The following is a 22,785-nucleotide window of genomic DNA, read 5'->3' as shown; positions in this document are numbered from 1 at the left end:
GACTTCAAACGTCTCGGAATAAGTTCAATTCGAGGTGTGCCATCTTTTTCCAGTCGCTTTGCTGGCGCACGCGTTCGGCTGCCTGACCCGACAAGATGGAAAACTGCGCTGGGTCCAGATAGAGGCGCTCCAGCGCTTCGGCCAGTTGCTCGGGGCTCTCCGGCTCGACGACGAAACCACTGTCTTGGTCCACGAATTCGGGGATCGCCGCCACATGGGTTGTTACAGGAACAAGGCCTGATGACATGGCTTCATCGCGTGAAACACCTTGAGTGTCCATTCGGCTTGGGCAGAGGAATACCCCGTGATCCTTGTGCAGCGAAGCGATTTCGCCATGGTTCAGGAAGCCACGCTCAATCTGTACATTTGAATAAGCGCGCAGCGGCGCCAAGGTGTCATCGAACATCGGACCATCACCGATCAAGCGGAAGGTCATGTCCTTAAACCACGATTTTTTCGCCAGCAATTCAATAGCTTTTACCGTCAGGTCGTTGGCATAAGTCTTCGAAGTAAAAGGACGGATTGACAGGACCTTCTTACGCTGCTCTGGAGACTTCTTTTGGTAGCTGAAGGTGTCTGTATTGATCGGATTATGAATAATTTCGTACTGGCTTTCAGGAACGCGGAAGCCCAGGTCTTCCATCACTTCCTCGGCAAAGTAGCGTGAAACGAACACCAACTTTAGGTTCTCGTGCATCGGCTTCAGTACGTTATGCCAGAACGCCATTCGTTTCTCGCTGGCGAGTTTGCCCAGTTGCAGTTGCTCTTCGGTGCTGTAGTTGTACTCCCTGCGCCACCACGGCTGGATCTCGGAGCCATGTACCCAGACGATGATGCGAGTGGTGTCGAGGTGGGGTCGCAGCACGTTCCACATGTTTTCATCGAGGAAGTGCACGAGAATAGTCTTGTAGCGGTTTTTCTCTAGCATCTTCGCTAGGGTGGAGCGGCAGCCGCTCACCACATCGACGTTTTGGAACTCCTGATAGCTGACCGTTTCGTTGTCACGCAAGCGGAAGACGTCGACCGCAACGCCTTCTTGCTGATAGGCCGTCACCCGGCTGTGTACGAACTTGTTGCGGTACAAGTCTGCATATGCTGGATAGTGGTTGGTCAGCAGCAAGTGCTCAGCTTGTCCCAGCATTTCCGAAGGCTGCAGGTTGCGATGCCCCAACACCAATGCCTTGATTTCCGCATTGCCTGCGGCATAAGCGCGCAAACCGAAGCGCACGAACGCGGCCTCTGGCGGTACATCGGAGGTCTGGTTGCGGTTGGCATGCTGCATCACATGGCTGATGCGCTGCTTGTCGGCATCAAGGAACAGCACCACCAGTTGCAGGTTCAGGCCCGGGGTACAATCCAGGAACAGCTTCAGCTTGCCTTGTTCGACATTCAGTCCCGCCAAGGCCACTTCCTGCAAGGCATAGACGTATTCGTGTTTGCCATCGGCCAGCTTGGAATGGATACGCCACTGATCAACATCCACCTCCAAGTCGAGGAATTTATTGCGCGCCACGCCGAACATTTCTGACAGTTCGCGGCCGTTGATTTCCGGCGAGTCGTGGCTGACCTGGAGTGGAGCGATGGATTGCGCGCGCTCCTGAAGCTGGTCGATGGTCAGGCCGCAGTCGATTAGCAGGTCATCGACGTGGGCGGCGATCGTCGTCTGCTGCGCCGCGCCTTTCTCGCAATAGTTGAATGGGTCGATGGCCAGGCCCTGATCCAAAGTGTAGCGCAGCGAGGGCAGGTTCTTCAGCCAGTTGCCTACTGGTTGGCTGGCTACCAGCTTGGTGCTGACGAGCGTGCGGCGGGCGCTCAGGCTGTCGGCGGGGCGATAGGCCTGGCCATTGGCGAGCATCTGCGCGGCCTTGCCATCCCAGGCGAAGTGCGCAACCTTGCCGACCATGCTGGCGCGGCTGTAGCGCGTCGCCAAGGCCAAATCGAGCAGGTAATTCGGGCCGTAGTAGTCTTCTGCACAAAGGCCGGCAAGCCAGGGGGTATCGCCTACCAGCTGGCCGAGCGTGGTCTTTTTCAACTGGGCGCGCTTGATCAGCTGGATGCGTGGGTCATCCTGCACCGCGCTGGCGTCAAGGGTATCGCTGATCAGCAACAGGCGCACGTTGTCGTGGCGCTGGCGTGCCAGATGCCCGCGCAGGGCGGTCAGCTGGGCGTGATCGTTGGCCTCGGCGATGGCGGCGATCTGCGGCAGGCGGCGGGTTTCGCTATTGCCGGTGACTTTGCTCAGCACATAGTCCAGGCGCTGGGTGTAGGTGTGTTCCTGCATCACCTTGCGCAGCGCAGCCAGGCGCAGCTTGTCGCTGTTGAGCGGGTCTTCGGCCAGCAGTTTAAGGCGGCGCAGCATTTCTTCGCCGTTGTCGGTAGTCACCACCAGGTCGCCGAACAACAGGCGCACGCCGCGGGAGAAGTTGCTTACGGTCAGCGTGTTGCAACCGAGTAGCTCAAAGACCCGGCGGGCGAACATCGATTGCGACTGCTTGATCGAGTTGAGGTTGATCGCGTAGTGGTAGCCTTTGTAAGCGGTGTCGATCTTTTCGAAGGGCAGGGTGCCGACGATGTAGGGTTGGTATTCGGCAGGGAACTGGTAGTTGACGTCGTCCTTGCCGAAATTGCGGTCGAAGATCTCCAGAGGGCGGAATTTGGCCAATTCGCTGACGAAGTTGCCAAGGTCGCGGGTGCGCTCGGGGTAGCGTGCGTAATAGGCCCCGGCGAAGCAGAAGGCGTCCTTGCGCTCGTACAGTTCGATGGGGTTGTGTAGCGCCGGCTGGCAGGCAAACGGCAGCAGATAGACGCGCTCGTGGCCAAGCGCACCTTTGTAGCGGTGGATGCAGTCGATGTCGGTGGTGAACACGTGGTCAAACTGCTTGGCGGTGGTGAGGAAGGTCTCGAAGTGGACCGGATCTTCTTTGTTCCAGAACACCGTCGGCACCTGATGTTCGCGGCACCAGGCGATGATGTCCTGCAGCTCCTGGCTGTTGTGCCCGACCTTGCTGCCCCATAGGTCATCCTTGCCGCGCCAGGCCGATTCGATGAAAAGCAGTTCGGGACCGAATCCATTCAGTTCGGCTTCCCAGTTGGTCGGTGTCAGCGGCTGCAGGTCGCACTCGTAACGGTATGAGCCGAAGGTGAATTCGTCCATGACACACGCCACCTTGAGCTTGCTTGCCGGCTGCTCGGCACTACGCAGCAACTGCGCGCGGCTGTGCTCGCTGCTGGCCAGCGCGGGCGGCAGCTTCAGGTAGTTATCGTCCTGCAGCGGCGGGGTCGGCGGCAGGATCAGTTTCGGCGCCTCGGCGGCCAGCAGTTTCTGCTGGCTTTGCTCACGTTGCTTGTGGGCTTTGCGGTACAGGCGCAGCAGGCGCACCGGCAATTTAACCAAGCCGCCCAAGGAACTGGCGCTGCTCTTGATCTGGTAACCCAGCTGATAAGTGAGGCTGGCGCGGGTCTTGACCAGGCGCTGTTCTGCCAAGTGCCGCTGGGAATTTGCCCGTTTAAGGTTTTCATTGAGCTCGTCGATCTTGCTCTGCTGTGTGGCGCTGCGCTCCAGCAGCTGGTTCAGGCTGGCCTTGAGGTGTGGAATCTGTTCACCGGTGACTGCGCGGTACTTCATGTTCGCCACGCCCAAGCCGGTTCGGGAGGAGTTCAGCTCCTGTTCTAGTTGCTGGCGCAAGCCTTGCCACTGCTCTTGCGTGGCCGCCAGCGTAGCCTCCACTGCCTGGCGGCTGGTGCTTTCTAGCAACAGCTGCTCCTCGAGGGTGGTTCTTGCTTCTTCTAGGGCGGTGATGGCTAGGCTCTGCTTCACGCTTTGCTCTTCAATGAGAGCCTTGGATGCAGTGAGGTCGTTCAAATTGCGTTCCAGCGCGCTACGTTGCTCCATCAGCAGAGTGATGGTGTCTGCCTGGTTGGCGCGGTGCTCTTCAACGTCAGCCATGGCGCTCATCAGTGCCTGCAATTGGCTCTCCAGCTCGCGGCGCTGCTGCGTCAGTTCGACGATGCTTTGCGCTTGCGACGCATGATCGCTTCTCACTTCGTCGAGCTGTTGATTGAGCGCGGACAGTTGGGCGGTCAGTGCCACTTGCTGCTCCCGCAACGCTTCAACGGCTTGCTGGCGCTCACCAGCAGTAGCGGTCAGTTGCGCTATTTGGGCTGCCTGATTGCCTGAGGCGTTCAGGGCCTGCTGCAACGCGGCGATTTCCGCCTGCTGGTTTTGCACCTGACTCGACAGCGGCTCGACCTTGGCTGCCTCTGGCTTGAGCACTGCGATCTGTTCGGTTGCCGCTCGGTACTTCTTGTTCGCTTCGTCCAAGCGCTGCTGGATTTCGTCCAGCTCCTGAATGATACGAGTCTTTGCTTCCACGACTTCTCGACTGGCCTTCTGCTGAACCGCAAGCTCACCTTCACGCGCCTGCAATTGCCGCGCCAAAGCCTCGGCCTTCTGGGCTTCGGGCTTGAGCAGGCTGATCTGCTCGGTGGCACTGCGGTACTTCTTGTTGGCCTCGTCCAGCCGCTTGCTGATGGAGCTGACGTTCTCTCGCAGGTCGCGCTCGATCGTCTCGAAAGCTTTTTCCAGCTCCCGCACGCGGCTGATCGGCAATGCTTCGGGCGAGCCGGCGACGAATGTCTCGGTTTTCAGCGCAACGATGCCTAACCACTTGCCCAATACCTTGATATCGCCGATCTGCAGATGCTCGCTGAGCATGCGGAATGGCTCCATCAGGTAGAAGGTGTGCTTGTGATCGATGAAATCGTTGACGCCGAAGGGCACCGTGATAATCAGTCGGCCACCAGGTTTGAGCAGGTGGCTGGCCTTTTCGACGAACAGCTCGGGGCGCACCAAGTGTTCGAGCACTTCGCTGATGACGATAGTATCCGGCTCGACATCGACACTTTCCAGGCTAAGGAAGTCGGCATTAACGTAGGTCACGTTCTGCTGCACATGGGCCGGTTCGGCGGCCATGTAGCCCTTGGCTTCCTCGATGGCCTGCGGGCTGGTGTCGACGCCAGTCACCTGGCAGCCCTCACGGGCGAGCAGCAGCGGCACTATGCCCTGCGAGCAGCCGACGTCCAGCACCCGACGACCCTTGATCTGCGCGCAGATCCAGTGGATCCGCGCCTGGGTTTCGCGCATGAACTGATCACCCAGCTTGCCGTAGTAAGCCTCCATCACGCGGTCATGAATATCGGCCAAGGGTGAAGGCTGCTCAGTGTTCACGGTGGGTTTCTCAAGCGTGGTCGTGTTCATGCGGTCTGTTCCATCAACCTTGGGTAACGCCTGCGGCGTCGATGACGAATGCGGCATCACGCACCTTGAATGCGTTGCGGAATTCGCGGTGCTTAACCAGCAGTACGTGAATGTCGGCGCTGTCCTGCGCGCAGTTGAAGTCCACGTGCTCATGGCGCGCCAGGCGCTCCGGCAGTTGCTCGATGTTCGGTTCTACCAGCTGGAGGGTACACTCCAGCTCGTTGCCAAGACGCTCGGCGATGCTCAGCGCTGGGCTTTCACGCAGGTCGTCGATGTCAGCCTTGAAGGCCAGGCCGTAGCAGGCGATCTTCACCTGGTGCGCCGATTTGCCCTGGTGCTTGATCAGGTAGTTGGCCAGCGCCATCTTCACCTTGTCGATCACCCACTCCGGCTTGCTGTCGTTGACCACGCGCGCGGTGCGGATCAGACGCGCCTGCTCCGGGGTCTGGCTGACGATGAACCACGGGTCGACGGCGATGCAGTGGCCGCCGACGCCCGGTCCTGGCTGCAGGATCGTGACGCGCGGGTGGTGGTTGGCTAAGCGGATCAGTTCCCAGACGTCGATCTGCAGTTTGTCGCAGATGATCGATAGCTCGTTGGCGAAGGCGATGTTCACGTCGCGGAAGCTGTTCTCGGTCAGCTTGCACATCTCGGCAGTACGCGCGTTGGTGATGATGCACTCGCCTTCGACGAAGGTACGGTACAGCCGCACGGCGGCTTCGGAGCATTTTCTGGTCATGCCGCCGATGATCCGGTCGTTCTCCACCAGCTCGCGCAGCACATGACCGGGGAGCACCCGTTCAGGGCAGTGGGCGATGCGGATGTCGGAGTCTTCGCCGTGGCTCTGTGGGAAGCTCAGATCCGGGCGCGCCTGGGCCAGCCAGTAGGCCATCTGCTCAGTGGCGCCCACCGGCGAGGTGGACTCCAGGATGACCAGATCGCCCTTTTTCAGCACCGGCGCGATGGCCTTGCTGGCGGATTCGATGTAGCTCAGGTCCGGCTGGTGATCATTCATGAACGGTGTAGGTACGGCGATCAGGAATGCATCGGCGGGTTCCGGCACGGTGGAGGCGCGCAGGTAGCCCTCTGTAACAGCCGCGTGCACGACCATGTCCAGCTCAGGCTCGATGATGTGGATTTCGCCGCGGTTGATGGTGTCCACCGCATGCTGATTGATGTCGATGCCAATCACTTGCTTCTTGCGGGCGGCGAATACGGCGGCGGTTGGCAGGCCGATGTAGCCCAGGCCGACAACGGAAATCTTATTGAAACTCATGCTGCGTCCTTGGAGTTGGAGAAAGCGGATAGGGCATCAAGAATTCGGGCGCACGCTTTTCCGTCGCCATAGGGATTGTGGGCAAAGCTCATGTCACGGTAGGTCACTTCGTCGCTCAGCAGCTGTGCCAGATGCTCGGTGATCGAGGCCACATCGGTACCGACCAGCTTGACGGTGCCGGCCGCAACGGCCTCAGGGCGCTCGGTGGTGTCACGCATGACCAGCACCGGTTTGCCTAGGGCAGGGGCTTCTTCCTGGATGCCACCGGAATCGGTGAGGATCAGGTAGGAGCGGCTCATCAAGTACACGAACGGCAGGTAGTCCAACGGTTCGATCAAGTGGATGTTGACGACGTCGGCCAGAAGGCGGTTGACCGGTTCGCGCACGTTCGGGTTCAGGTGCACGGGGTAGACGATGTCCACGTCGGGAAACTCGCGTGCGGTCTGAACCAGGGCCTGGCAAATGCGCTCGAAGCCATCGCCGAAGTTCTCGCGGCGGTGGCCGGTGACCAGCACCATGCGGCGCTCGTTAGCGAGGAAGTCGAACTGCTGTTCGAACGAACGCTTGAGTGCTGGGCTCTCCAGCTTGCGTACCACTTCCAGCAACGCGTCGATCACGGTGTTGCCGGTGATGTAGATCTGCGCGGCATTGGTGCCTTCCTTCAGCAGGTTGTCACTGGAGGTCGAGGTGGGCGCGAAGTGTAGCGCGGCGAGGGTGCCGGTCAGGCGGCGGTTGCCTTCTTCAGGCCACGGCGAATAGAGATTGTTGGTGCGCAGCCCGGCTTCGACGTGGGCGATAGGAATCTGCTGATAGTAGGCCGCCAGGCTGGTCGCCAAGGTAGTCGCCGTGTCGCCATGTACAAGCACCACGTCCGGTTTGAACTCTGCCAGCACGGGCTTGAGTCCCTGTAGGATCGCCGTGGTGACATCGGTAAGGTCCTGCCCGGGCTTCATGATGTTCAGGTCGTAGTCCGGTGTGATTTCGAACAGGTCAAGCACCTGGTCGAGCATCTGGCGGTGCTGTCCCGTCACGCACACGCGGGACTCGAAGCGGTTGTCCTGGGCAAGGTTGAGGGCCAGCGGCGCCATCTTGATGGCTTCTGGGCGGGTGCCAAACACGGTTAGGGTCTTGAGCGACACGGGAACGTCTTCTATGCGATGAGTTAAGGCAGATGCGGCAGTTGCAGCGGGATAAAGGTTCAGGTGTGGCGAGGGGCCACCTTGCGCTGCGGCCATGCTAGAACCAGTCGATCAACCGACCGCTCCAGTGGTGGGGTGTAAAAAAATTCATTTGCCTCGGATCCTTCCTACAAAGCGGGTCTCCTAAGGCTAGTAAATTTATCATTTGGTCATGATAAAGACACCACTGATGGCACGTTTATTTCCACCCAAAACCCATCTGGCAAGCTTGTATCATTTTATTGGATCGTTTTTTGGATATTTTAATCGATATTATCGATTTTTTATGTGATCCAGGCATCATGCCAAAGTCGTCACTGGTGAGGCTGGATACGACGAACGGGCGCAGTACCGGACAGTCGAAGCGTGTAGGAAATGCAACATCACTTTGTCTGAATGAAATCTTATTTAGCACCGATTTCAGATGAAATCGTCAGCCTCCCCGTTGTGTTTCACGATGCTTTGTAGAAACGCGCGGTTGGCTATGGGTTGAGGGTAAGGGGAGGCTACGAGCCGCCTGTTCGATCCAGTTACGTTTAACAGGCACGATGTGAGCATATGGGCACTAGGATTTGTTGCGCAGCTAAAGGAAAGCTGCCTTTTTATTGCAACCCAAGGAGTGCTAAATATGCGCAATATCGTTCTGTCCTACCTGGTGCTTTCTCTATTCGGGGCCCTGCCGCTCACCCTCAACGCTGCCCCGGCGTCGGCCACTCCGCCAGCGGCGATCAGTGCTTCAAAGGCCGACGATCTTCAGGGTCCCTCTGGCAAGATCGATTTAAACAACGCCGATGCCCTCGCTCTGCAAAAGCTTAACGGCATCGGCAAAGCCAAGGCCGAGGCGATCGTCGCCTACCGTGAGGCCAACGGCCCATTCGAGTCGGTGGATGAGTTGCTGGAAATCAAGGGCATCGGCAATGCTCTGCTTGAGCGCAACCGGGACAAGCTGGTCGTGGAGTAGGCTTGAATGGCAACCGGTTGGTATTGCGCCAACCGGTTTCAGTTCAGCAGTGTGGGTTCAGCGATCTTGCGCATCCTTAGCGTCCGCCTCGGCATTTCGCTCGTGCACTTTCCTCAATTGTTCCTCGGTCAGTGGCAGTTTCTTCGCCGTATCGCGCAGCATCATCAGTCCGCCGACGATCGAGCCGAGGGCTATGATGAGGATCAGCCAAGCATACCAAGGCATCGTCGTTCTCCTGTGAACATTGTGGGCTTCGCTTATATGATTTTTTGAGCGATCAGCTTCACCATTCGTTCAATTATAGGTCCCGTGCTTGCCCGGGCCAATTCTCATGACCTGGGGCCCCCAAAGCCTGGGCCACTTCGTTTACAATGCGCGCCATTTATGAATTACCAAGAGACCCCGACCATGTCCGCCTGCCAGACGCCCCTGATCGTCGCCCTGGATTTCCCCACCCGTGACGCCGCCCTGAAGCTGGCTGACCAGCTCGACCCCGCATTGTGCCGGGTGAAGGTTGGCAAGGAGCTGTTCACCAGCAGCGCTTCGGGCATTGTCGAAACCCTCTGCGCGAAAGGTTTCGAGGTGTTCCTCGACCTTAAATTCCATGACATCCCCAACACCACCGCCATGGCTGTGAAGGCTGCGGCCGAAATGGGTGTTTGGATGGTCAACGTGCACTGCTCCGGTGGTCTGCGCATGATGTCGGCCTGCCGCGAAGTGCTGGCCAAGCGCAGCGGCCCCCAGCCATTGCTGATTGGCGTGACCGTGCTGACCAGCATGGAGCGTGAGGACCTGGCCGGTATCGGCCTGGATGTAGACCCGCAAGAGCAGGTGCTGCGCCTGGCTGCGTTGGCCGAGAAGGCTGGTATGGACGGTTTGGTGTGCTCGGCCTTGGAAGCGCCGGCGTTGAAAGCCGCGCACCCATCGTTGCAACTGGTGACGCCTGGCATTCGCCCAGCCGGCAGTGCTCAGGATGACCAGCGCCGCATTCTTACCCCTCGTCAAGCGTTGGACGCAGGCTCAGATTACTTGGTGATCGGGCGTCCGATCAGCCAGGCGGCAGATCCTGCGGCAGCGTTAGCTGCTGTCGTCTCCGAAATTCGTGGTTAAGCTGGGAGCGCGAACTGCACTTTAGCTTTTGCGTCTAGTTGCGCGATTCTGGCCTTTGGGATCGTGTAAGAAAAGGAAGACCTATCCACATGAGTAAGCTAGATGTCGATTGATACTTCAATAGAGGCACCGGTAAAGCGTTGTGGAACTCTGATCGATAAATACGTACTGCCAGTAGGCTGGTTCATCATCTTGACGGGGATGTTCTGGGCTTGGGATCGTACTGTCTACCACAAGCTTTTCTATATTTTTCTAGCGGCTCCTACGCTTGTGATGTTGATCAAGCACCGGGATTTGCTGAAGCCTTTGGTTTCCAATCCACTGTTCTTGGCCTTCTTGGCTTTCAGTGTCTATACGCTTTTGAGTATCGCTTGGTCGGACACCGATAACTCCACCAGCAGCTTGCTCAAACGTCCGCTATACATCGCCATGTTGCTGATGGCGGCCGGTATCATCTGTCTACGTTCTCCCGGGCAGCTTGAGCAATGGACTCGCCTTTCGGCTTTGCTCGTTGCGATGGCCGCAGCGCTGTCATTGGTATTTTTTATATATAACAACCCCGCATTCTCGGGTAGACGTTTTGCAGGCTATGGGGCGCTGTACAACCCATTGCTCACCGCGCACGTATTCGGAGCATTCGCAGCTTTCTGGTTGGCGACATGGTTTCAAGCGCGCAGCGCATTCAGCCCCGTACCGGTAATCTGTTTGGCGATTTTGTGCGCTGCGATCCTAGCAACCGGTTCACGCACGCCATTGATTGGCCTATTGGGTGCATTGGGCTGGCTGGTGGTTGTCGGTGATCGTCGGCGGGCATGGCTGGCTGCGGGAGCGTTGGTCCTTGCATTGATAGGTGTAGCGCTGCTTTATCCTGAAGCGATTACTCAGCGTGGCGTGTCATGGCGACCCGCGATATGGATGGACGCGCTACGACAAATCAGTGAGCATCCTTGGCTTGGGCACGGTTTTGATTCGCCTATGACGGTGATAATTCCAGGCCGCGCCGGTACCCTTGCCGACCCTCATAACATCGAGCTGGGAGTTCTATATGCCGGCGGAATAGTTGGTTTGGCCTTGTGGTTGATACTCTACGGTCTGGCGTTCTATTTCAGTTGGGTCTATCGCAAGCACCCCGCTGTCACTATTGCGGCAACCTGGTTGATTTTCGGCTTTTGTTCGGGCCTGACCGAAGGAAGTGCCTTCATGTCACGCCCGAAGGAGCATTGGTTCCTGATCTGGATCCCAATGGCCTTGGTCTACGGTCAATCACTGATTCACTGGAAGCGCAGCCTGCCTGCCTAAGAGCAGACCATCCGCCAAATACCGCGCAAGGTTTTTCTGTTCCAATACTTGAGCGGGATTTCCGAAAGGATTTCCCGGCTCAATGCCTTGTCACGGTTGGCGTACTTCAGCACCATGGAATTACGGAATTTCATGCACACCTGCTCGTACTGCGGGTGGTCGCTGAACACGGCAAAGGTGCGCAGTACGTTATCCACCATGAAACGGCCATTCTTAAAAGTGTTGGTCGGGTGGTCACGGTACTGTGCTAACACTTCGCCCAGCACGTCAATGTAGTAGCCCGCGCGGGCTATTGCGAGCTCAATGTATACGTCTTCCAGGCGGATATCAGCATTGAAGCCTCCCACTTCCTCCAAAGCTTCGCGGCGCAACATCAGCGTGGCTGCCATTGGGCCCGGCTTGCGGTCCAGAAACAGATCGTCGAAGTCGAGGCGGCGGAAGGGCAGATTGCGCTTGCGCTGTTCGCGCGCGCCCATCACCTTGCCATCCTGATCGATGGTTTCGATGTTGGCCGAGCAGATGCCCACTTCAGGCTTGCCGTTCATGTACGCCACCTGGGTGGCGATACGGTGGGGCAGCATGATGTCGTCTGAACCGAAAGGCACGATCAAGTTCCCTTGGGCGCGTGCAATCGCGTCATTGAGGGTGCGCGCCAAGCCCTGGTTGGGTTGGAAGTGCAGGTCGAAGCCGTGCTGCTCTTGCAGACGCTTCAGTACTACTGGGCTGTCGTCCTTTGATCCATCGTCAATCACCAAAAGTTCAATGTTGCTGTAGGTCTGGTTGAGGACGCTGTTGATGCTGGCCTCAATGTAGCGCGCGTGGTTGTAGGACGCGATGATCACTGTCACCAACGGTGTGTCAGTAACGCCGTGACTCTCAGAGCACATGTGAACCCCTAGCTTTGATCCGTTTCGTTTTTAGCCTATACCGAGGCTGCCCGCAGGGTTTTCCAAAATGATGGCAATTCAGTGTCTTATGCAGGTATAGACCATTCTAAAGGAAGGGTCTCCTTTGGGATACGGTGGGCATGTTGCGGGCTTATTCGGTGGGTGTTTCTGGCGAAGGATTCAGACGTTTCCTACGACGCATAGGTGGTGATGCCCAGCCTGAGGAAATACCCTACACGTTCTGTCGACACGCGTCTGATTGTTCCTGAATCCGCTGCCCATTAGCCTCTCTGGGTCGCTGTCGGTTCAGCGATCGGGTGTGGAAACCCGCCTAAAGCATTTCGGGTTTGTCGTGTAATGGCGGCTGTACCCGGAAGGCCTCGTGCCTACCGAGTTTTCCTGAATGCACTCGGGTTTCCACTCCGTGTACAGCTGCCACCCTTCCTGTGGAAACGGAAGAGGCAGGCTCAAGCGTTCAGGAGTTGCTTATGAAAAAGATCGTCCCGGATCCACCCCATAATTTCGACCTTCCCTCCGACAAGACCCTCTCCAGCGCCATCAGCGAGCGCATCGTGCCGATCGATCACGTGGTCATGAACGTCACCCATTACCTGATGCTGGCCTATAACCACTGCCACATGGCCCTCTACGCGATCGAGGATGAAGCCACCCGTGAGTTGATGGTAAACGGGCTTCGGGCCATGCAGATTGCCTGGGGGCAGTCGGATGCGCTGTCGCTGGCCTTGGAACGTACTAACGGCCTGCATTGAGGGGAATACGGCAATGACTACAGACGCTACCCATGTCACAGCAGGTGTGACCACGTTTTTTCAGGGTGAGCACCAGAGCCATCCCTTGTTCCGCATCGAGCCGGGTATACCTTGCCAGGACGCCCGCGAGCAGGCTTCGGAGTTGATGGGGTATGTGCGCGAGCTGACCATCGTTGGGCTGATGGATGAGAAGCCGATGATGATCTGGGCTTCGCATTACCTGAGCGCGATGGCCAAGGCGCTGATGGATGATGCTGAGTTGGGGATGAAAGGCTGAGGCTGCCTGTCACAGAATCTTCGGGCACTCGGTTTCCGTCACGCGGCAACACCCAAGGCAAGCCGCAAAAAGCCAACAAAAAGGGCCGGTACGCGCGCGTCCCAGCCCTTTCAAATCACTCAGCGACTCAACCAATAACCAGCGGCGGGAACGATTTCACCAGGTCATCCAGCGCCTTGATCTGCGCCAAGAACGGCTCCAGCTTGTCCAGCGGCAGGGCGCTTGGGCCGTCGCACTTGGCCTGGTCCGGGTTCGGGTGGGCTTCCAGGAACAGGCCAGCCAGGCCAACGCCCATACCGGCACGGGCCAGGTCAACCACCTGCTCACGGCGGCCACCAGAAGCAGCACCCGAAGGGTCACGGTTCTGCAGGGCGTGGGTCACGTCGAAAATGATCGGCAGGTCATCGCAGGTGCGCTTCATCACACCAAAGCCCAGCATGTCCACAACCAGGTTGTCGTAGCCCATGCAGGTGCCGCGGTCGCACAGGATCAACTGGTCGTTACCCGCTTCCTTGAACTTCTGCACGATGTTCTGCATCTGCGAAGGGCTCAGGAACTGAGGCTTCTTGATGTTCACCGGTTTGCCAGTCTTGGCCAGCGCCACCACCAGGTCGGTCTGGCGGGCCAGGAAGGCAGGCAGCTGCAGCACGTCGACCACTTCGGCCACTGGCGCGCACTGGTAGATCTCGTGCACGTCGGTGATGATCGGTACGCCGAACTCGGCCTTGACCTTCTCGAAGATGCGCAGGCCTTCTTCCATGCCCGGGCCACGGTAGGAGTGGATCGAGGAACGGTTGGCTTTGTCGAAGCTGGCCTTGAACACGTAAGGAATGCCCAGCTTCTCGGTTACCCGCACGTATTCGGCGCAGGCGGTAAGGGCCAGGTCCTCGGACTCAAGGACGTTGATGCCGCCGAACAGCACGAACGGGGCGGCATTGGAACATTCGATGTTCTGGGTGATCTTGATCATTTTCTACTCTATGAAGTCTGGGGTAGCCATGGCGCTCTACCAACGACTTTCGAGTACACCGCTGGTGAAGATTTCGCGGCGCTCCAGGCGCCCGATTTCCTCATGTTTGGCAAGCGCGTACACCCGGTTGAAGGCGGCGCGTTGCACATCAGGGAAGTACTCGGCCAGTGCGTATTCTACCGCAGCATCATAGTCCGCTTCGGTTATATAGCGGTAAATTTCTCGGTAGTAGAAAAAGCCGAACTGAAAGCCCAAGGTTTCGCTCGGGTAGGCCGTGGGCCCGGAGAAGCTGTTCTCCAGGTCGATGGCCTGCGCTTGTCCTTCTTCCGGGAGCATGACGTTGGCCGCCCACAGGTCCATGTGCGTGACGCCTTGGCAGTGCAGGGCATGCAGCAGTTCGAACGCTGCCGCGATCACCCCGTGCACGGCCTCTGGCTTTTTGCGCACCTTTGCCAGCCCGTCCTCGTGCCCGCTCAGTAATTCTGTGATGAGGAAAAAGTCCTGCATCAGGCCCAACCGGGAGCGGCTGTAGCCGTAGCCGACCAGCTTGGGCACCCGCGCACCCCGCCGGGCTGCTTCGCGGGTGTTGATCAGTTCTTCGAGGGACCAGTCGTACATGCCGTTGCGCTTGGGCCGGCCACGCTGCATGCGCAGCTTCTTTTTCAGCGAATCGAGCTTTTCACGTTTGGTGAACAGCAGGCTTCGGGAGCATTCAAGAGGGGCGCTGACCCGTTTGGCACTGGCGCTCTGCTCGATCAGTCGTTCGAAGGCTTGCCGGGTATGCTGGGCAATAGGGGCTTGAAGGTGCAAGGTGGTGTCGCGATGGCGCAGAGTGTGGGGGTATTCGTTTTGCCAGATCTGTGAATCGCCAACCACACCTTCATTCCTTGTAGTATCAAATAGCCATGAATAATGGATCCAATACTACAGTTTTTTCACATTTTTCGTACAGGTTCTTAACGATACTTAACATTGAAATGTGCTAAGGGGCCGCGTGAGCGGCCCCTGTATTTCAAACCTTCAACACCAGCTTGCCGAAGTTTTCCCCGCTGAACAGCTTGAGCAGGGTTTCTGGGAACGTCTCCAGCCCCTCCACTACATCCTCCTTGCTCTTGACCTTGCCACTGGCCAGCCAGCCGGCGATTTCCTGCGCGGCCTTGCCGTACTCCTTGGCGTGGTCCATCACCACGAACCCTTCCATGCGCGCACGGTTCACCAGCAGCGCCAGGTAGTTGGCCGGGCCTTTGACTGCTTCCTTGTTGTTGTACTGGCTGATCGCGCCGCAGATGACGATGCGGGCCTTGAAGTTGATGCGGGTGAGCACAGCGTCGAGGATCTCGCCACCGACGTTGTCGAAGTACACGTCAACGCCCTTGGGGCATTCGCGCTTCAGGCCGGCAAGTACGTCCTCGGCTTTGTAGTCGATGACGCCATCGAACCCCAGTTCATCCTTGAGGTACTGGCATTTCTGCGCGCCGCCGGCAATGCCGACGACGCGGCAGCCTTTGATCTTGGCAATCTGGCCGACGATGCTGCCCACGGCGCCGGCAGCACCGGAGATGACCACGGTGTCACCTTCTTTTGGCTGGCCGACATCGAGCAGGGCGAAGTAGGCGGTCATGCCGGTCATGCCCAGGGCTGAGAGGTAGCGGGGCAGGGGGGCAAGGTTGGGGTCGATCTTGTGCAGGCCCTGGGGTTCGCCGGTGAAGTAGTCCTGCACGCCGAGGGCGCCGCTGACATGGTCGCCGGGTTTGAAGTCGGGGTGGTTGGAGGCCACCACTTCGCCTACGCCCAGCGCGCGCATTACCTGGCCGAGTGCCACGGGCGGGATGTACGACTTGCCTTCATTCATCCAGCCGCGCATGGCCGGGTCCAGCGACAGGTACAGGTTGCGTACCTGGATCTGGCCTTCGGCGGGGGCATCGGCAGGCACTGTCTCGAAGGTGAAGTCGTCGCGGCGTACGGCGCCGGTCGGGCGTTTGGCCAGCAGGAAGCGGCGGTTGGTCTGGGTCATGGCGGGGTCCTTGTGGGCAGGAGCAGAAGGGTCAATTTAACGTGGTGATGACAACAGGTCTGCAAAATCACTGGTAGGCATGATAGCCCAACCGCTGGCTTGATGATGCTGCACAGTGGGTTGGCAGGCTGACTAGACTCTGAGCGCAGAAGCCAAAGGCTGCTGCAACCATTTGTGGGAGCCGCGCTTGCGGGCGATGGGCTGTGGAGTAGCCCCTTGTTTCGGGCGTTGAGAAATGCCTGCAGGCCTGGGCGAGCGCTGCGCGCTCGATCGCCGGCAAGCGCGGCTCCCACATTAAAAAATTGCGCTTTGTTGCACCCATGATTGGAGCATTCGATGAGCATGACCTTTTCCGGCCAGGTAGCACTGGTCACTGGCGGTGCGGCGGGTATCGGCCGGGCAACGGCTCTGGCGTTTGCCCGTGAGGGGCTCAAGGTGGTGGTGGCCGACCTTGATCCGGTCGGTGGTGAGGGCACCGTGGCGTTGATCAACGAGGCCGGTGGCCAGGCGCTGTTCGTGGCCTGTGACGTGACCCGTGACGCTGATGTGCGCCGGCTGCATGAGCAGGTCATTCAGGCCTACGGTCGCCTGGACTATGCCTACAACAATGCCGGTATCGAAATCGAGCAGGGCCGCCTGGCCGAGGGCAGCGAGGCAGAGTTCGACGCCATCATGGGCGTCAACGTCAAAGGGGTGTGGCTGTGCATGAAGTACCAGCTGCCGCTGTTGTTGGCCCAGGGCGGCGGGGCAATCGTCAATACTGCCTCGGTGGCAGGCTTGGGCGCGGCGCCTAAGATGAGCATCTACAGCGCGTCCAAGCACGCGGTGATTGGCCTGACCAAATCGGCGGCCATCGAATATGCCAAGAAGCGCATCCGGGTGAATGCGGTGTGCCCGGCGGTGATCGATACCGACATGTTCCGCCGCGCCTACGAGGCCGACCCGCGCAAGGCCGAGTTCGCCGCCGCAATGCACCCGGTCGGGCGCATCGGCAAGGTCGAGGAAGTCGCCAGTGCGGTGCTGTACCTGTGCAGTGATGGGGCAGCGTTCACTACCGGGCATAGCCTGACGGTGGATGGTGGGGCTACGGCTATCTGACCTGCATTTGGCGCATCGATGTCGCTCATGGGCAGGGTTCCCGTGCTCTGGCCTTTCTTTCACATGCAGGGCGACCTTCAGCAAGCTGATTACGACACGATCATAGCTATTTGACACTATTGCGCACTCAAGCCCTTGTGAGTTCAGCGCAATCGTTGCCACGCTTGGCCTTTGCAAACTCTGAGAGCAAGGGGGCGGGGTATGGAGGCTAGCAGGCAGGGTTTTCTGGCCAACCTGGGCATGGCCCGCAAGCTGGGCCTGGGCTTTGCCCTGGTATTGCTGCTGACCCTGGCGGTGGCAGCCATCGGCATTGCCGCGCTGTACAGCGTCGGTCAGCATTTCGGTGGCCTGCGCCAGCTGGGCCAGTTCAATACCGACCTGCTCAAACTGCGCCAGCACGAACAGGCCTTTGCCCTGCGCTCCGATATCAAGGAGGCCGAGGCCCTGCGCAGCGGCCTGCACAACCTCAGCGAACGCGCCCGTAGCCTGCCGGCACTGGCGGCGGCCGAAGCGGACCTGGCGGCGTATGGCCAGGCCTTCGAAGCCTTTGTCGAAGCGGTGCAGGCCAAGGAGCTGGCGCTGGACATGGCCAGTTGGTCGGTCTCCAGCGTGGCCAACAACCTGGATGTACTGCAGGCCGGCCTGGCCGATGACGGCACCTACACGCTCAAGCAGTCACAAGGCCAGCAAGGCGGGGCGTTTTTGGAGCAGGCTGCGCAGGTGAGCCAGGTATCCCGCTTGATGCTGCAGGCCATGGACGAGGCGCGCGTGCGCCTGGACCAGAGCCGCAAAGGCGAGGAGGGCGCAGCCGCAGGCCGCATCGCCCAGACAGTTGAGGCGGCAGGGCTGGTCGAGCAGCTCAAGGCGGGGGTCGGCGATGCGGGCTACCAGAGCGTGCTGGGCGAGGTGCAGGGGCATATCACCAGCTTCTCCGACAAACTCAACGAATACACCGACCTGCTCGGCAAAGAGCACGGTATCAAGGCGCAACTGCAGGCGCGTGCCGAGCAGGCCACGCAGCGGGTCGATCAGGCCTATGCGGCGGACGAGCAAGCGATGCAGGCTGAGCTGACGCGCAATGCCGTGGCCATCGCCCTGGCTACCGGCCTGGCGCTGCTGGTGGGCGTGCTGGCGGGGTGGTTGATCACGCGGGCGGTGGTCGGCCCGCTCAAACGGGTGATTGGCCGTGCCCAGCGTATCGCTGCCGGGGAGTTGAGCCTGGACGCGGAAGCTGCGCGCAACGATGAGGTGGGCCAGTTGATGCAGGCCATGCAGCAGATGGCTGCCGGGCTGTCGGGCATCGTCAGCGGCCTGCAGCAGGGCATCGAGCAGCTGGCTGGCAGTGCCCAGGCGCTGTCAGCGGTAACCGAGCAGACCAACCGCGAAGTGGGCAGCCAGAAGGAGGAGACCGAGCAGGTGGCGACCGCCATGCAGCAGATGACCGCCACCGTGCACGATGTGGCGCGCAATGCCGAAGAGGCGGCACTGGCGGCCCAGGCCGCTGACGAGAAGGTCGATTCGGGCCAGGTGGTGGTGCGCCAGAGCATGCAGCGTATCGAGCAACTGGCGGCGGCGGCGGATGCGGCCAGCGCCGGTATCGACAGCCTGAGCGCCGAGATCCACACCATTGGCGATGTGCTGGAAGTGATCAAGAGCGTTGCCGAGCAGACCAACCTGCTGGCGCTCAATGCCGCCATCGAAGCGGCGCGGGCGGGTGAGCAGGGGCGTGGTTTTGCCGTGGTGGCCGATGAGGTGCGGGCGCTGGCCCGGCGTACCCGCCAGTCTACCGAGGAGATCGAGCGGTTGGTTGCCAGCCTGCGCGGCAATGCCCAGCAGTCGGTGGCGCAGATCCGTGGCAGTACCGACCTGGTGCGCCTGGCAGTGGCCGATGCGCTGCAAACCGAAAGTGCCCTGGGCAGTATTGCGGCGGCGGTGTCGTTGATTCAGCAGATGAACCAGCAGATTGCCGCGGCGGCAGAGCAGCAGAGTTCGGTGGCTGAAGAGATCAGCCGCAGTGTCACGCAGATTCGGGGCAGTGCCGATCAGGCGGCGTTGGCAATGCAGGGTAATGCGCAGTCAAGTATCGAGCTGGCGCAGTTGGGCAGTGACCTTAAGGGGATGGTGGGGCATTTCCGTTTGTGAACGTCTGTACCGGCCCCATCGCCGGCAAGCCGGCTCCCACAGGAACCCCACTGATTTCAAGGCATGTGGTGTAACTGTAGGAGCCGGCTTGCCGGCGATGGGGCCGGTACGGCACCCCTTCGGTCAGGCCCTGCGCGGGTTGAGAATCAACAGGGTCACCACCCCCGCCACAATCCCCCAGAATGCAGACCCGATTGAAAACAGGGTCAGCCCCGACGCCGTCACCATGAAGGTAATCAGCGCTGCCTCCCGCTCGCGCGCCTCGCTCATGGCCACCGTCAGGCCATTCATGATCGAGCCGAACAGCGCCAATGCCGCAATGGACAACACCAGCTCCTTGGGCAACGCAGCGAACAACGCCGCCAGCGTGGCGCCGAACACCCCGGCAATGCCGTAGAAAATCCCGCACCACACCGCCGCTGTATAGCGCTTGCTTGGGTCTTCATGGGCATGCGGCCCGGTGCAGATCGCTGCGCTGATGGCCGCCAGGTTGACGCCGTGCGAGCCGAACGGGGCCAGCAGCAGTGAGGCAAAGCCGGTGGTTGAGATCAATGGCGAAGCCGGTACCTGATAACCGTCGGCGCGCAACACGGCAACGCCCGGCATGTTTTGCGAGGTCATGGCCACCACGAACAGTGGAATGCCGATGCTGATGGTCGCGGCCAGCGAGAAGCTGGGCGTAGTCCACACCGGTGTGGCCACTTCCAGCCTGAAGCTGCTGAAGTCCAGCAAACCCAGTGCGCCGGACAGCGCCGTGCCCACCAGTAACGCTGCCAGCACGCAGTAGCGCGGCGACAGGCGTTTGACCAGCAGGTAACTGAAGAACATGCCCAGCACCAGCAGCGTGCGGTGCTGCGCTGCGACGAAGATTTCGCTGCCGATCTTGAACAGGATGCCAGCCAGCAATGCCGAGGCCAGTGATGCCGGGATGCGTTTGACCAGGCGTTCGAAGCTGCCGGTCAGGCCGCAGATGAGCACCAGCACGGCACAGGTGATGTAGGCACCGATCGCTTCGCCGTAGCTGACCCCGCCCAGGCTGGTGATCAACAGCGCAGCCCCGGGCGTCGACCAGGCCACGGTGATCGGCGTGCGGTAGCGCAGCGACAGGCCGATGCTGCAGACCGCCATGCCGATGGACAGGGCCCAGATCCACGACGAGATCTGCGCCGTGGAAAGGCCCGCAGCCTGGCCAGCCTGGAACATCAGCACCAGCGAGCTGGTGTAGCCGGTGAGCATGGCGATGAAACCGGCGACGACGGCCGACGTTGAGCTGTCTGCCAGGGGCCGCAGGCGTGCGGAGGTGGCATCGGTCATGGGGTAAGTCCTTGTCCATGTGTAAGCAGTTTTTTCAGACTAACGCGCGTCGGGTTGATCCTTGCCATACAGCGGGCATTGCTTTTAGCCGTACAGTCGCCAACTATTGGGCACGAATGCGCAACTGCATGGGAGGGAGGGGCGATGTACAAAGTCTATGGCGACTACCAGTCGGGCAACTGTTACAAGGTCAAGCTGATGCTCAGCCTGCTGGACCGCCCTTATGAATGGCATCCGGTGGATATCCTCAAGGGGGGGACCGAAACGCCGGAATTTCTGGCGATGAACCCCAATGGCAAGGTGCCGGTGCTAAAGCTTGAGGACGGCACCTGCCTGTGGGAGTCCAACGCCATTCTCAATTTCCTGGCCGATGGCAGCGAATACCTGCCCAGCGAGCCGCGTTTGCGTACCCAGGTGCTGCAGTGGCAGTTCTTCGAGCAGTACAGCCATGAGCCGTACATCGCCGTGGCGCGGTTCATCCAGTTTTACCTGGGTTTGCCTGACGAGCGCGTGGACGAATACCGCAAGCTGCACAAGGGCGGCTACAAGGCATTGAGGGTGATGGAGCGGCAGTTGCAGATGACGCCGTACCTGGTGGGCGAGCAATATTCGATTGCCGATGTGGCGTTGTATGCCTACACCCATGTGGCGCATCAGGGTGGGTTCGACCTGGCCGAGTACCCGGGTGTGCGAGCCTGGCTGGCCCGGGTGGCCGCGCATCCTCGGCATGTGCCGATGGTGGGCTGAGCAGGCCTCACAGGTTCCGTATGAGCGGCCTTGTGTCGCGAAAGGGCTGCGAAGCGGCCCCAGGATATCGGTGGCGCCGCTGATATCCTGGGGCCGCTTCGCAGCCCTTCGCGACACAAGGCCGCTCCTACAGGCGTGAACAGCGACCTTGAGGGCTTCCAGTGCCATCACCCCCCGCTTTGTTCAGCGCGGCCACTTGCACCTTGCTGCGGGTAGGAGCGGCCTCGTGTCGCGAAAGGGCTGCGCAGCAGCCCCAGGATATCTGTGGCGCCGCTGATATCCTGGGGCCGCTTCGCAGCCCTTCGCGACACGAGGCCGCTCCTACAGGCGTGAACAGCGACCTTGAGGGCTTCCAGTGCCATCACCCCCCGCTTTGTTCAGCGCGGCCACTTGCACCTTGCTGCGGGTAGGAGCGGCCTCGTGTCGCGAAAGGGCTGCGCAGCAGCCCCAGGATATCGGTGGCGCCGCTGATATCCTGGGGCCGCTTTGCGGCCCTTCGCGACACAAGGCCGCTCCTACAGGCGTGAACAGCGACCTTGAGCGCTTCCAGTGTCATCACCCCCCGCTTTGTTCAGCGCGGCCACTTGCACCTTGCTGCGGGTAGGAGCGGCCTCGTGTCGCGAAAGGGCTGCGCAGCAGCCCCAGGATATCGGTGGCGCCGCTGATATCCTGGGGCCGCTTTGCGGCCCTTCGCGACACAAGGCCGCTCCTACAGGCGTGAACAGCGACCTTGAGCGCTTCCAGTGTCATCACCACCTGGCTTTGTTCAGCGCGGCCACTTGCACCTTGCTGCGGGTAGGAGCGGCCTCGTGTCGCGAAAGGGCTGCGCAGCAGCCCCAGGATATCGGTTGCGCCGCTGATATCCTGGGGCCGCTTTGCGGCCCTTCGCGACACAAGGCCGCTCCTACAGGCGTGAACAGCGACCTTGAGCGCTTCCAGTGTCATCACCACCTGGCTTTGTTCAGCGCGGCCACTTGCACCTTGCTGCGGGTAGGAGCGGCCTCGTGTCGCGAAAGGGCTGCGCAGCAGACCCAGGATATCTGTGGCGCCGCTGATATCCTGGGGCCGCTTTGCGGCCCTTCGCGACACAAGGCCGCTCCTACAGGCGTGAACAGCGACCTTGAGGGCTTCCAGTGTCATCACCACCTGGCTTTGTTCGGCGCGGCCATTTGCACCTTGCAGCGGGTAGGAGCGGCCTTGTGTCGCGAAAGGGCTGCGCAGCAGCCCCAGGATATCGGTGGCGCCGCTGATATCCTGGGGCCGCTTTGCGGCCCTTCGCGACACAAGGCCGCTCCTACAGGCGTGAATAGCGACCTTGAGCGCTTCCAGTGTCATCACCACCTGGCTTTGTTCAGCGCGGCCACTTGCACCTTGCTGGGGGTAGGAGCGGCCTTGTGTCGCGAAAGGGCTGCGCAGCAGCCCCAGGATATCGGTTGCGCCGCTGATCTCCTGGGGCCGCTTTGCGGCCCTTCGCGACACAAGGCC

General features: G+C 60.1%; 18 protein-coding genes and 1 pseudogene. 9 read left to right on the top strand and 10 right to left on the bottom strand.

Going from position 1 to position 22,785, the window contains the following annotated elements:
* Window positions 1-4: 4 nt before the first annotated feature.
* From ACMGGN_RS15075 to wecB, 3 genes are read right to left on the bottom strand one after another with little or no spacing between them, the layout of a single operon-like run.
* The gene (locus ACMGGN_RS15075) at window positions 5-5,257 is read right to left on the bottom strand and encodes a glycosyltransferase (protein WP_237860988.1); all 5,253 of its coding nucleotides are present in this window, start codon (window positions 5,255-5,257) and stop codon (window positions 5-7) included.
* Between the two features lie 13 nt (window positions 5,258-5,270).
* Complete coding sequence (wecC, locus tag ACMGGN_RS15070; protein WP_119688469.1) at window positions 5,271-6,533, bottom strand: UDP-N-acetyl-D-mannosamine dehydrogenase; 1,263 nt, start codon at window positions 6,531-6,533, stop codon at window positions 5,271-5,273.
* Window positions 6,530-7,672, bottom strand: a complete 1,143-nt coding sequence (gene wecB / locus ACMGGN_RS15065) for a non-hydrolyzing UDP-N-acetylglucosamine 2-epimerase (RefSeq protein ID WP_414156073.1) — start codon at window positions 7,670-7,672, stop codon at window positions 6,530-6,532. Before wecB ends, wecC begins: the two co-directional genes overlap by 4 nt.
* A 667-nt stretch (window positions 7,673-8,339) precedes the next feature.
* Between wecB and ACMGGN_RS15060 the strand changes: the two genes are divergently transcribed.
* On the top strand, window positions 8,340-8,672 hold the full coding sequence (locus ACMGGN_RS15060; protein ID WP_119688471.1) for a ComEA family DNA-binding protein: 333 nt from the start codon (window positions 8,340-8,342) through the stop codon (window positions 8,670-8,672).
* Between the two features lie 57 nt (window positions 8,673-8,729).
* Here ACMGGN_RS15060 and ACMGGN_RS15055 read toward each other — a convergent pair whose 3' ends face one another.
* On the bottom strand, window positions 8,730-8,897 hold the full coding sequence (locus ACMGGN_RS15055) for a DUF2897 family protein (protein WP_003252762.1): 168 nt from the start codon (window positions 8,895-8,897) through the stop codon (window positions 8,730-8,732).
* 183 nt (window positions 8,898-9,080) lie between these two features.
* Between ACMGGN_RS15055 and pyrF the strand changes: the two genes are divergently transcribed.
* Window positions 9,081-9,782: an orotidine-5'-phosphate decarboxylase gene (pyrF, locus tag ACMGGN_RS15050; protein ID WP_237861000.1), complete on the top strand. Its 702-nt coding sequence runs from the start codon at window positions 9,081-9,083 to the stop codon at window positions 9,780-9,782.
* Between the two features lie 102 nt (window positions 9,783-9,884).
* Entirely contained in the window at window positions 9,885-11,081 is a 1,197-nt protein-coding gene (locus tag ACMGGN_RS15045; RefSeq protein ID WP_119688472.1) for an O-antigen ligase family protein, read from the top strand.
* On the opposite strand, the gene ACMGGN_RS15040 is transcribed toward ACMGGN_RS15045, so the two are convergent.
* Complete coding sequence (locus ACMGGN_RS15040) at window positions 11,078-11,968, bottom strand: glycosyltransferase family 2 protein (protein ID WP_119688473.1); 891 nt, start codon at window positions 11,966-11,968, stop codon at window positions 11,078-11,080. The two genes, ACMGGN_RS15045 and ACMGGN_RS15040, sit on opposite strands and share 4 nt — an antisense overlap.
* Before the next feature lie 488 nt (window positions 11,969-12,456).
* Between ACMGGN_RS15040 and ACMGGN_RS15035 the strand changes: the two genes are divergently transcribed.
* Complete coding sequence (locus ACMGGN_RS15035) at window positions 12,457-12,738, top strand: hypothetical protein (protein WP_012313332.1); 282 nt, start codon at window positions 12,457-12,459, stop codon at window positions 12,736-12,738.
* Between the two features lie 13 nt (window positions 12,739-12,751).
* Window positions 12,752-13,015, top strand: coding sequence for a DUF3077 domain-containing protein (locus tag ACMGGN_RS15030; protein ID WP_039603915.1), 264 nt, complete (start codon window positions 12,752-12,754; stop codon window positions 13,013-13,015).
* A 127-nt stretch (window positions 13,016-13,142) separates the two neighbouring features.
* Here ACMGGN_RS15030 and kdsA read toward each other — a convergent pair whose 3' ends face one another.
* The 3 genes from kdsA to ACMGGN_RS15015 form a co-directional block, all read right to left on the bottom strand.
* Entirely contained in the window at window positions 13,143-13,985 is an 843-nt protein-coding gene (gene kdsA / locus ACMGGN_RS15025; protein WP_012313334.1) for a 3-deoxy-8-phosphooctulonate synthase, read from the bottom strand.
* 36 nt (window positions 13,986-14,021) lie between these two features.
* A complete protein-coding gene (locus ACMGGN_RS15020; protein WP_414156072.1) occupies window positions 14,022-14,861 on the bottom strand; it encodes a lipopolysaccharide kinase InaA family protein in 840 nt (279 codons plus the stop codon).
* 136 nt (window positions 14,862-14,997) lie between these two features.
* Window positions 14,998-15,999 carry an NADP-dependent oxidoreductase gene (locus ACMGGN_RS15015; protein ID WP_177010602.1) on the bottom strand — a complete coding sequence of 334 codons (1,002 nt, stop codon included), beginning with the start codon at window positions 15,997-15,999 and terminating at the stop codon, window positions 14,998-15,000.
* A 336-nt stretch (window positions 16,000-16,335) separates the two neighbouring features.
* Here ACMGGN_RS15015 and ACMGGN_RS15010 point away from each other — a divergent pair, with 336 nt between their 5' ends.
* From ACMGGN_RS15010 to ACMGGN_RS15000, 3 genes and pseudogenes are all read left to right on the top strand, one after another.
* Window positions 16,336-17,097, top strand: a complete 762-nt coding sequence (locus ACMGGN_RS15010) for an SDR family oxidoreductase (RefSeq protein WP_115272902.1) — start codon at window positions 16,336-16,338, stop codon at window positions 17,095-17,097.
* Window positions 17,098-17,298: 201 nt separating this feature from the next.
* Window positions 17,299-18,378: pseudogene (locus ACMGGN_RS15005) on the top strand (HAMP domain-containing protein); the annotation flags it as partial.
* Window positions 18,358-19,239 carry a methyl-accepting chemotaxis protein gene (locus ACMGGN_RS15000; RefSeq protein WP_404601327.1) on the top strand — a complete coding sequence of 294 codons (882 nt, stop codon included), beginning with the start codon at window positions 18,358-18,360 and terminating at the stop codon, window positions 19,237-19,239. The pseudogene ACMGGN_RS15005 and the gene ACMGGN_RS15000, both read left to right, overlap by 21 nt.
* Window positions 19,240-19,362: 123 nt before the next feature.
* Here ACMGGN_RS15000 and ACMGGN_RS14995 read toward each other — a convergent pair whose 3' ends face one another.
* Entirely contained in the window at window positions 19,363-20,553 is a 1,191-nt protein-coding gene (locus tag ACMGGN_RS14995) for a benzoate/H(+) symporter BenE family transporter (protein WP_046786624.1), read from the bottom strand.
* A 144-nt stretch (window positions 20,554-20,697) separates the two neighbouring features.
* Here ACMGGN_RS14995 and ACMGGN_RS14990 point away from each other — a divergent pair, with 144 nt between their 5' ends.
* Complete coding sequence (locus ACMGGN_RS14990; RefSeq protein ID WP_046786623.1) at window positions 20,698-21,300, top strand: glutathione S-transferase family protein; 603 nt, start codon at window positions 20,698-20,700, stop codon at window positions 21,298-21,300.
* Window positions 21,301-21,855: 555 nt separating this feature from the next.
* On the opposite strand, the gene ACMGGN_RS14985 is transcribed toward ACMGGN_RS14990, so the two are convergent.
* Window positions 21,856-22,779, bottom strand: a complete 924-nt coding sequence (locus ACMGGN_RS14985; RefSeq protein WP_414156071.1) for a hypothetical protein — start codon at window positions 22,777-22,779, stop codon at window positions 21,856-21,858.
* Window positions 22,780-22,785: the final 6 nt, after the last annotated feature.

It is taken from the genome of Pseudomonas sp. BNK-30 (assembly GCF_047456185.1).
Lineage (GTDB): Bacteria > Pseudomonadota > Gammaproteobacteria > Pseudomonadales > Pseudomonadaceae > Aquipseudomonas > Aquipseudomonas putida_E.
The sequence above is the reverse complement of the archived record's forward strand: the minus strand, read 5'-3'. Positions and strand labels throughout refer to the sequence as shown.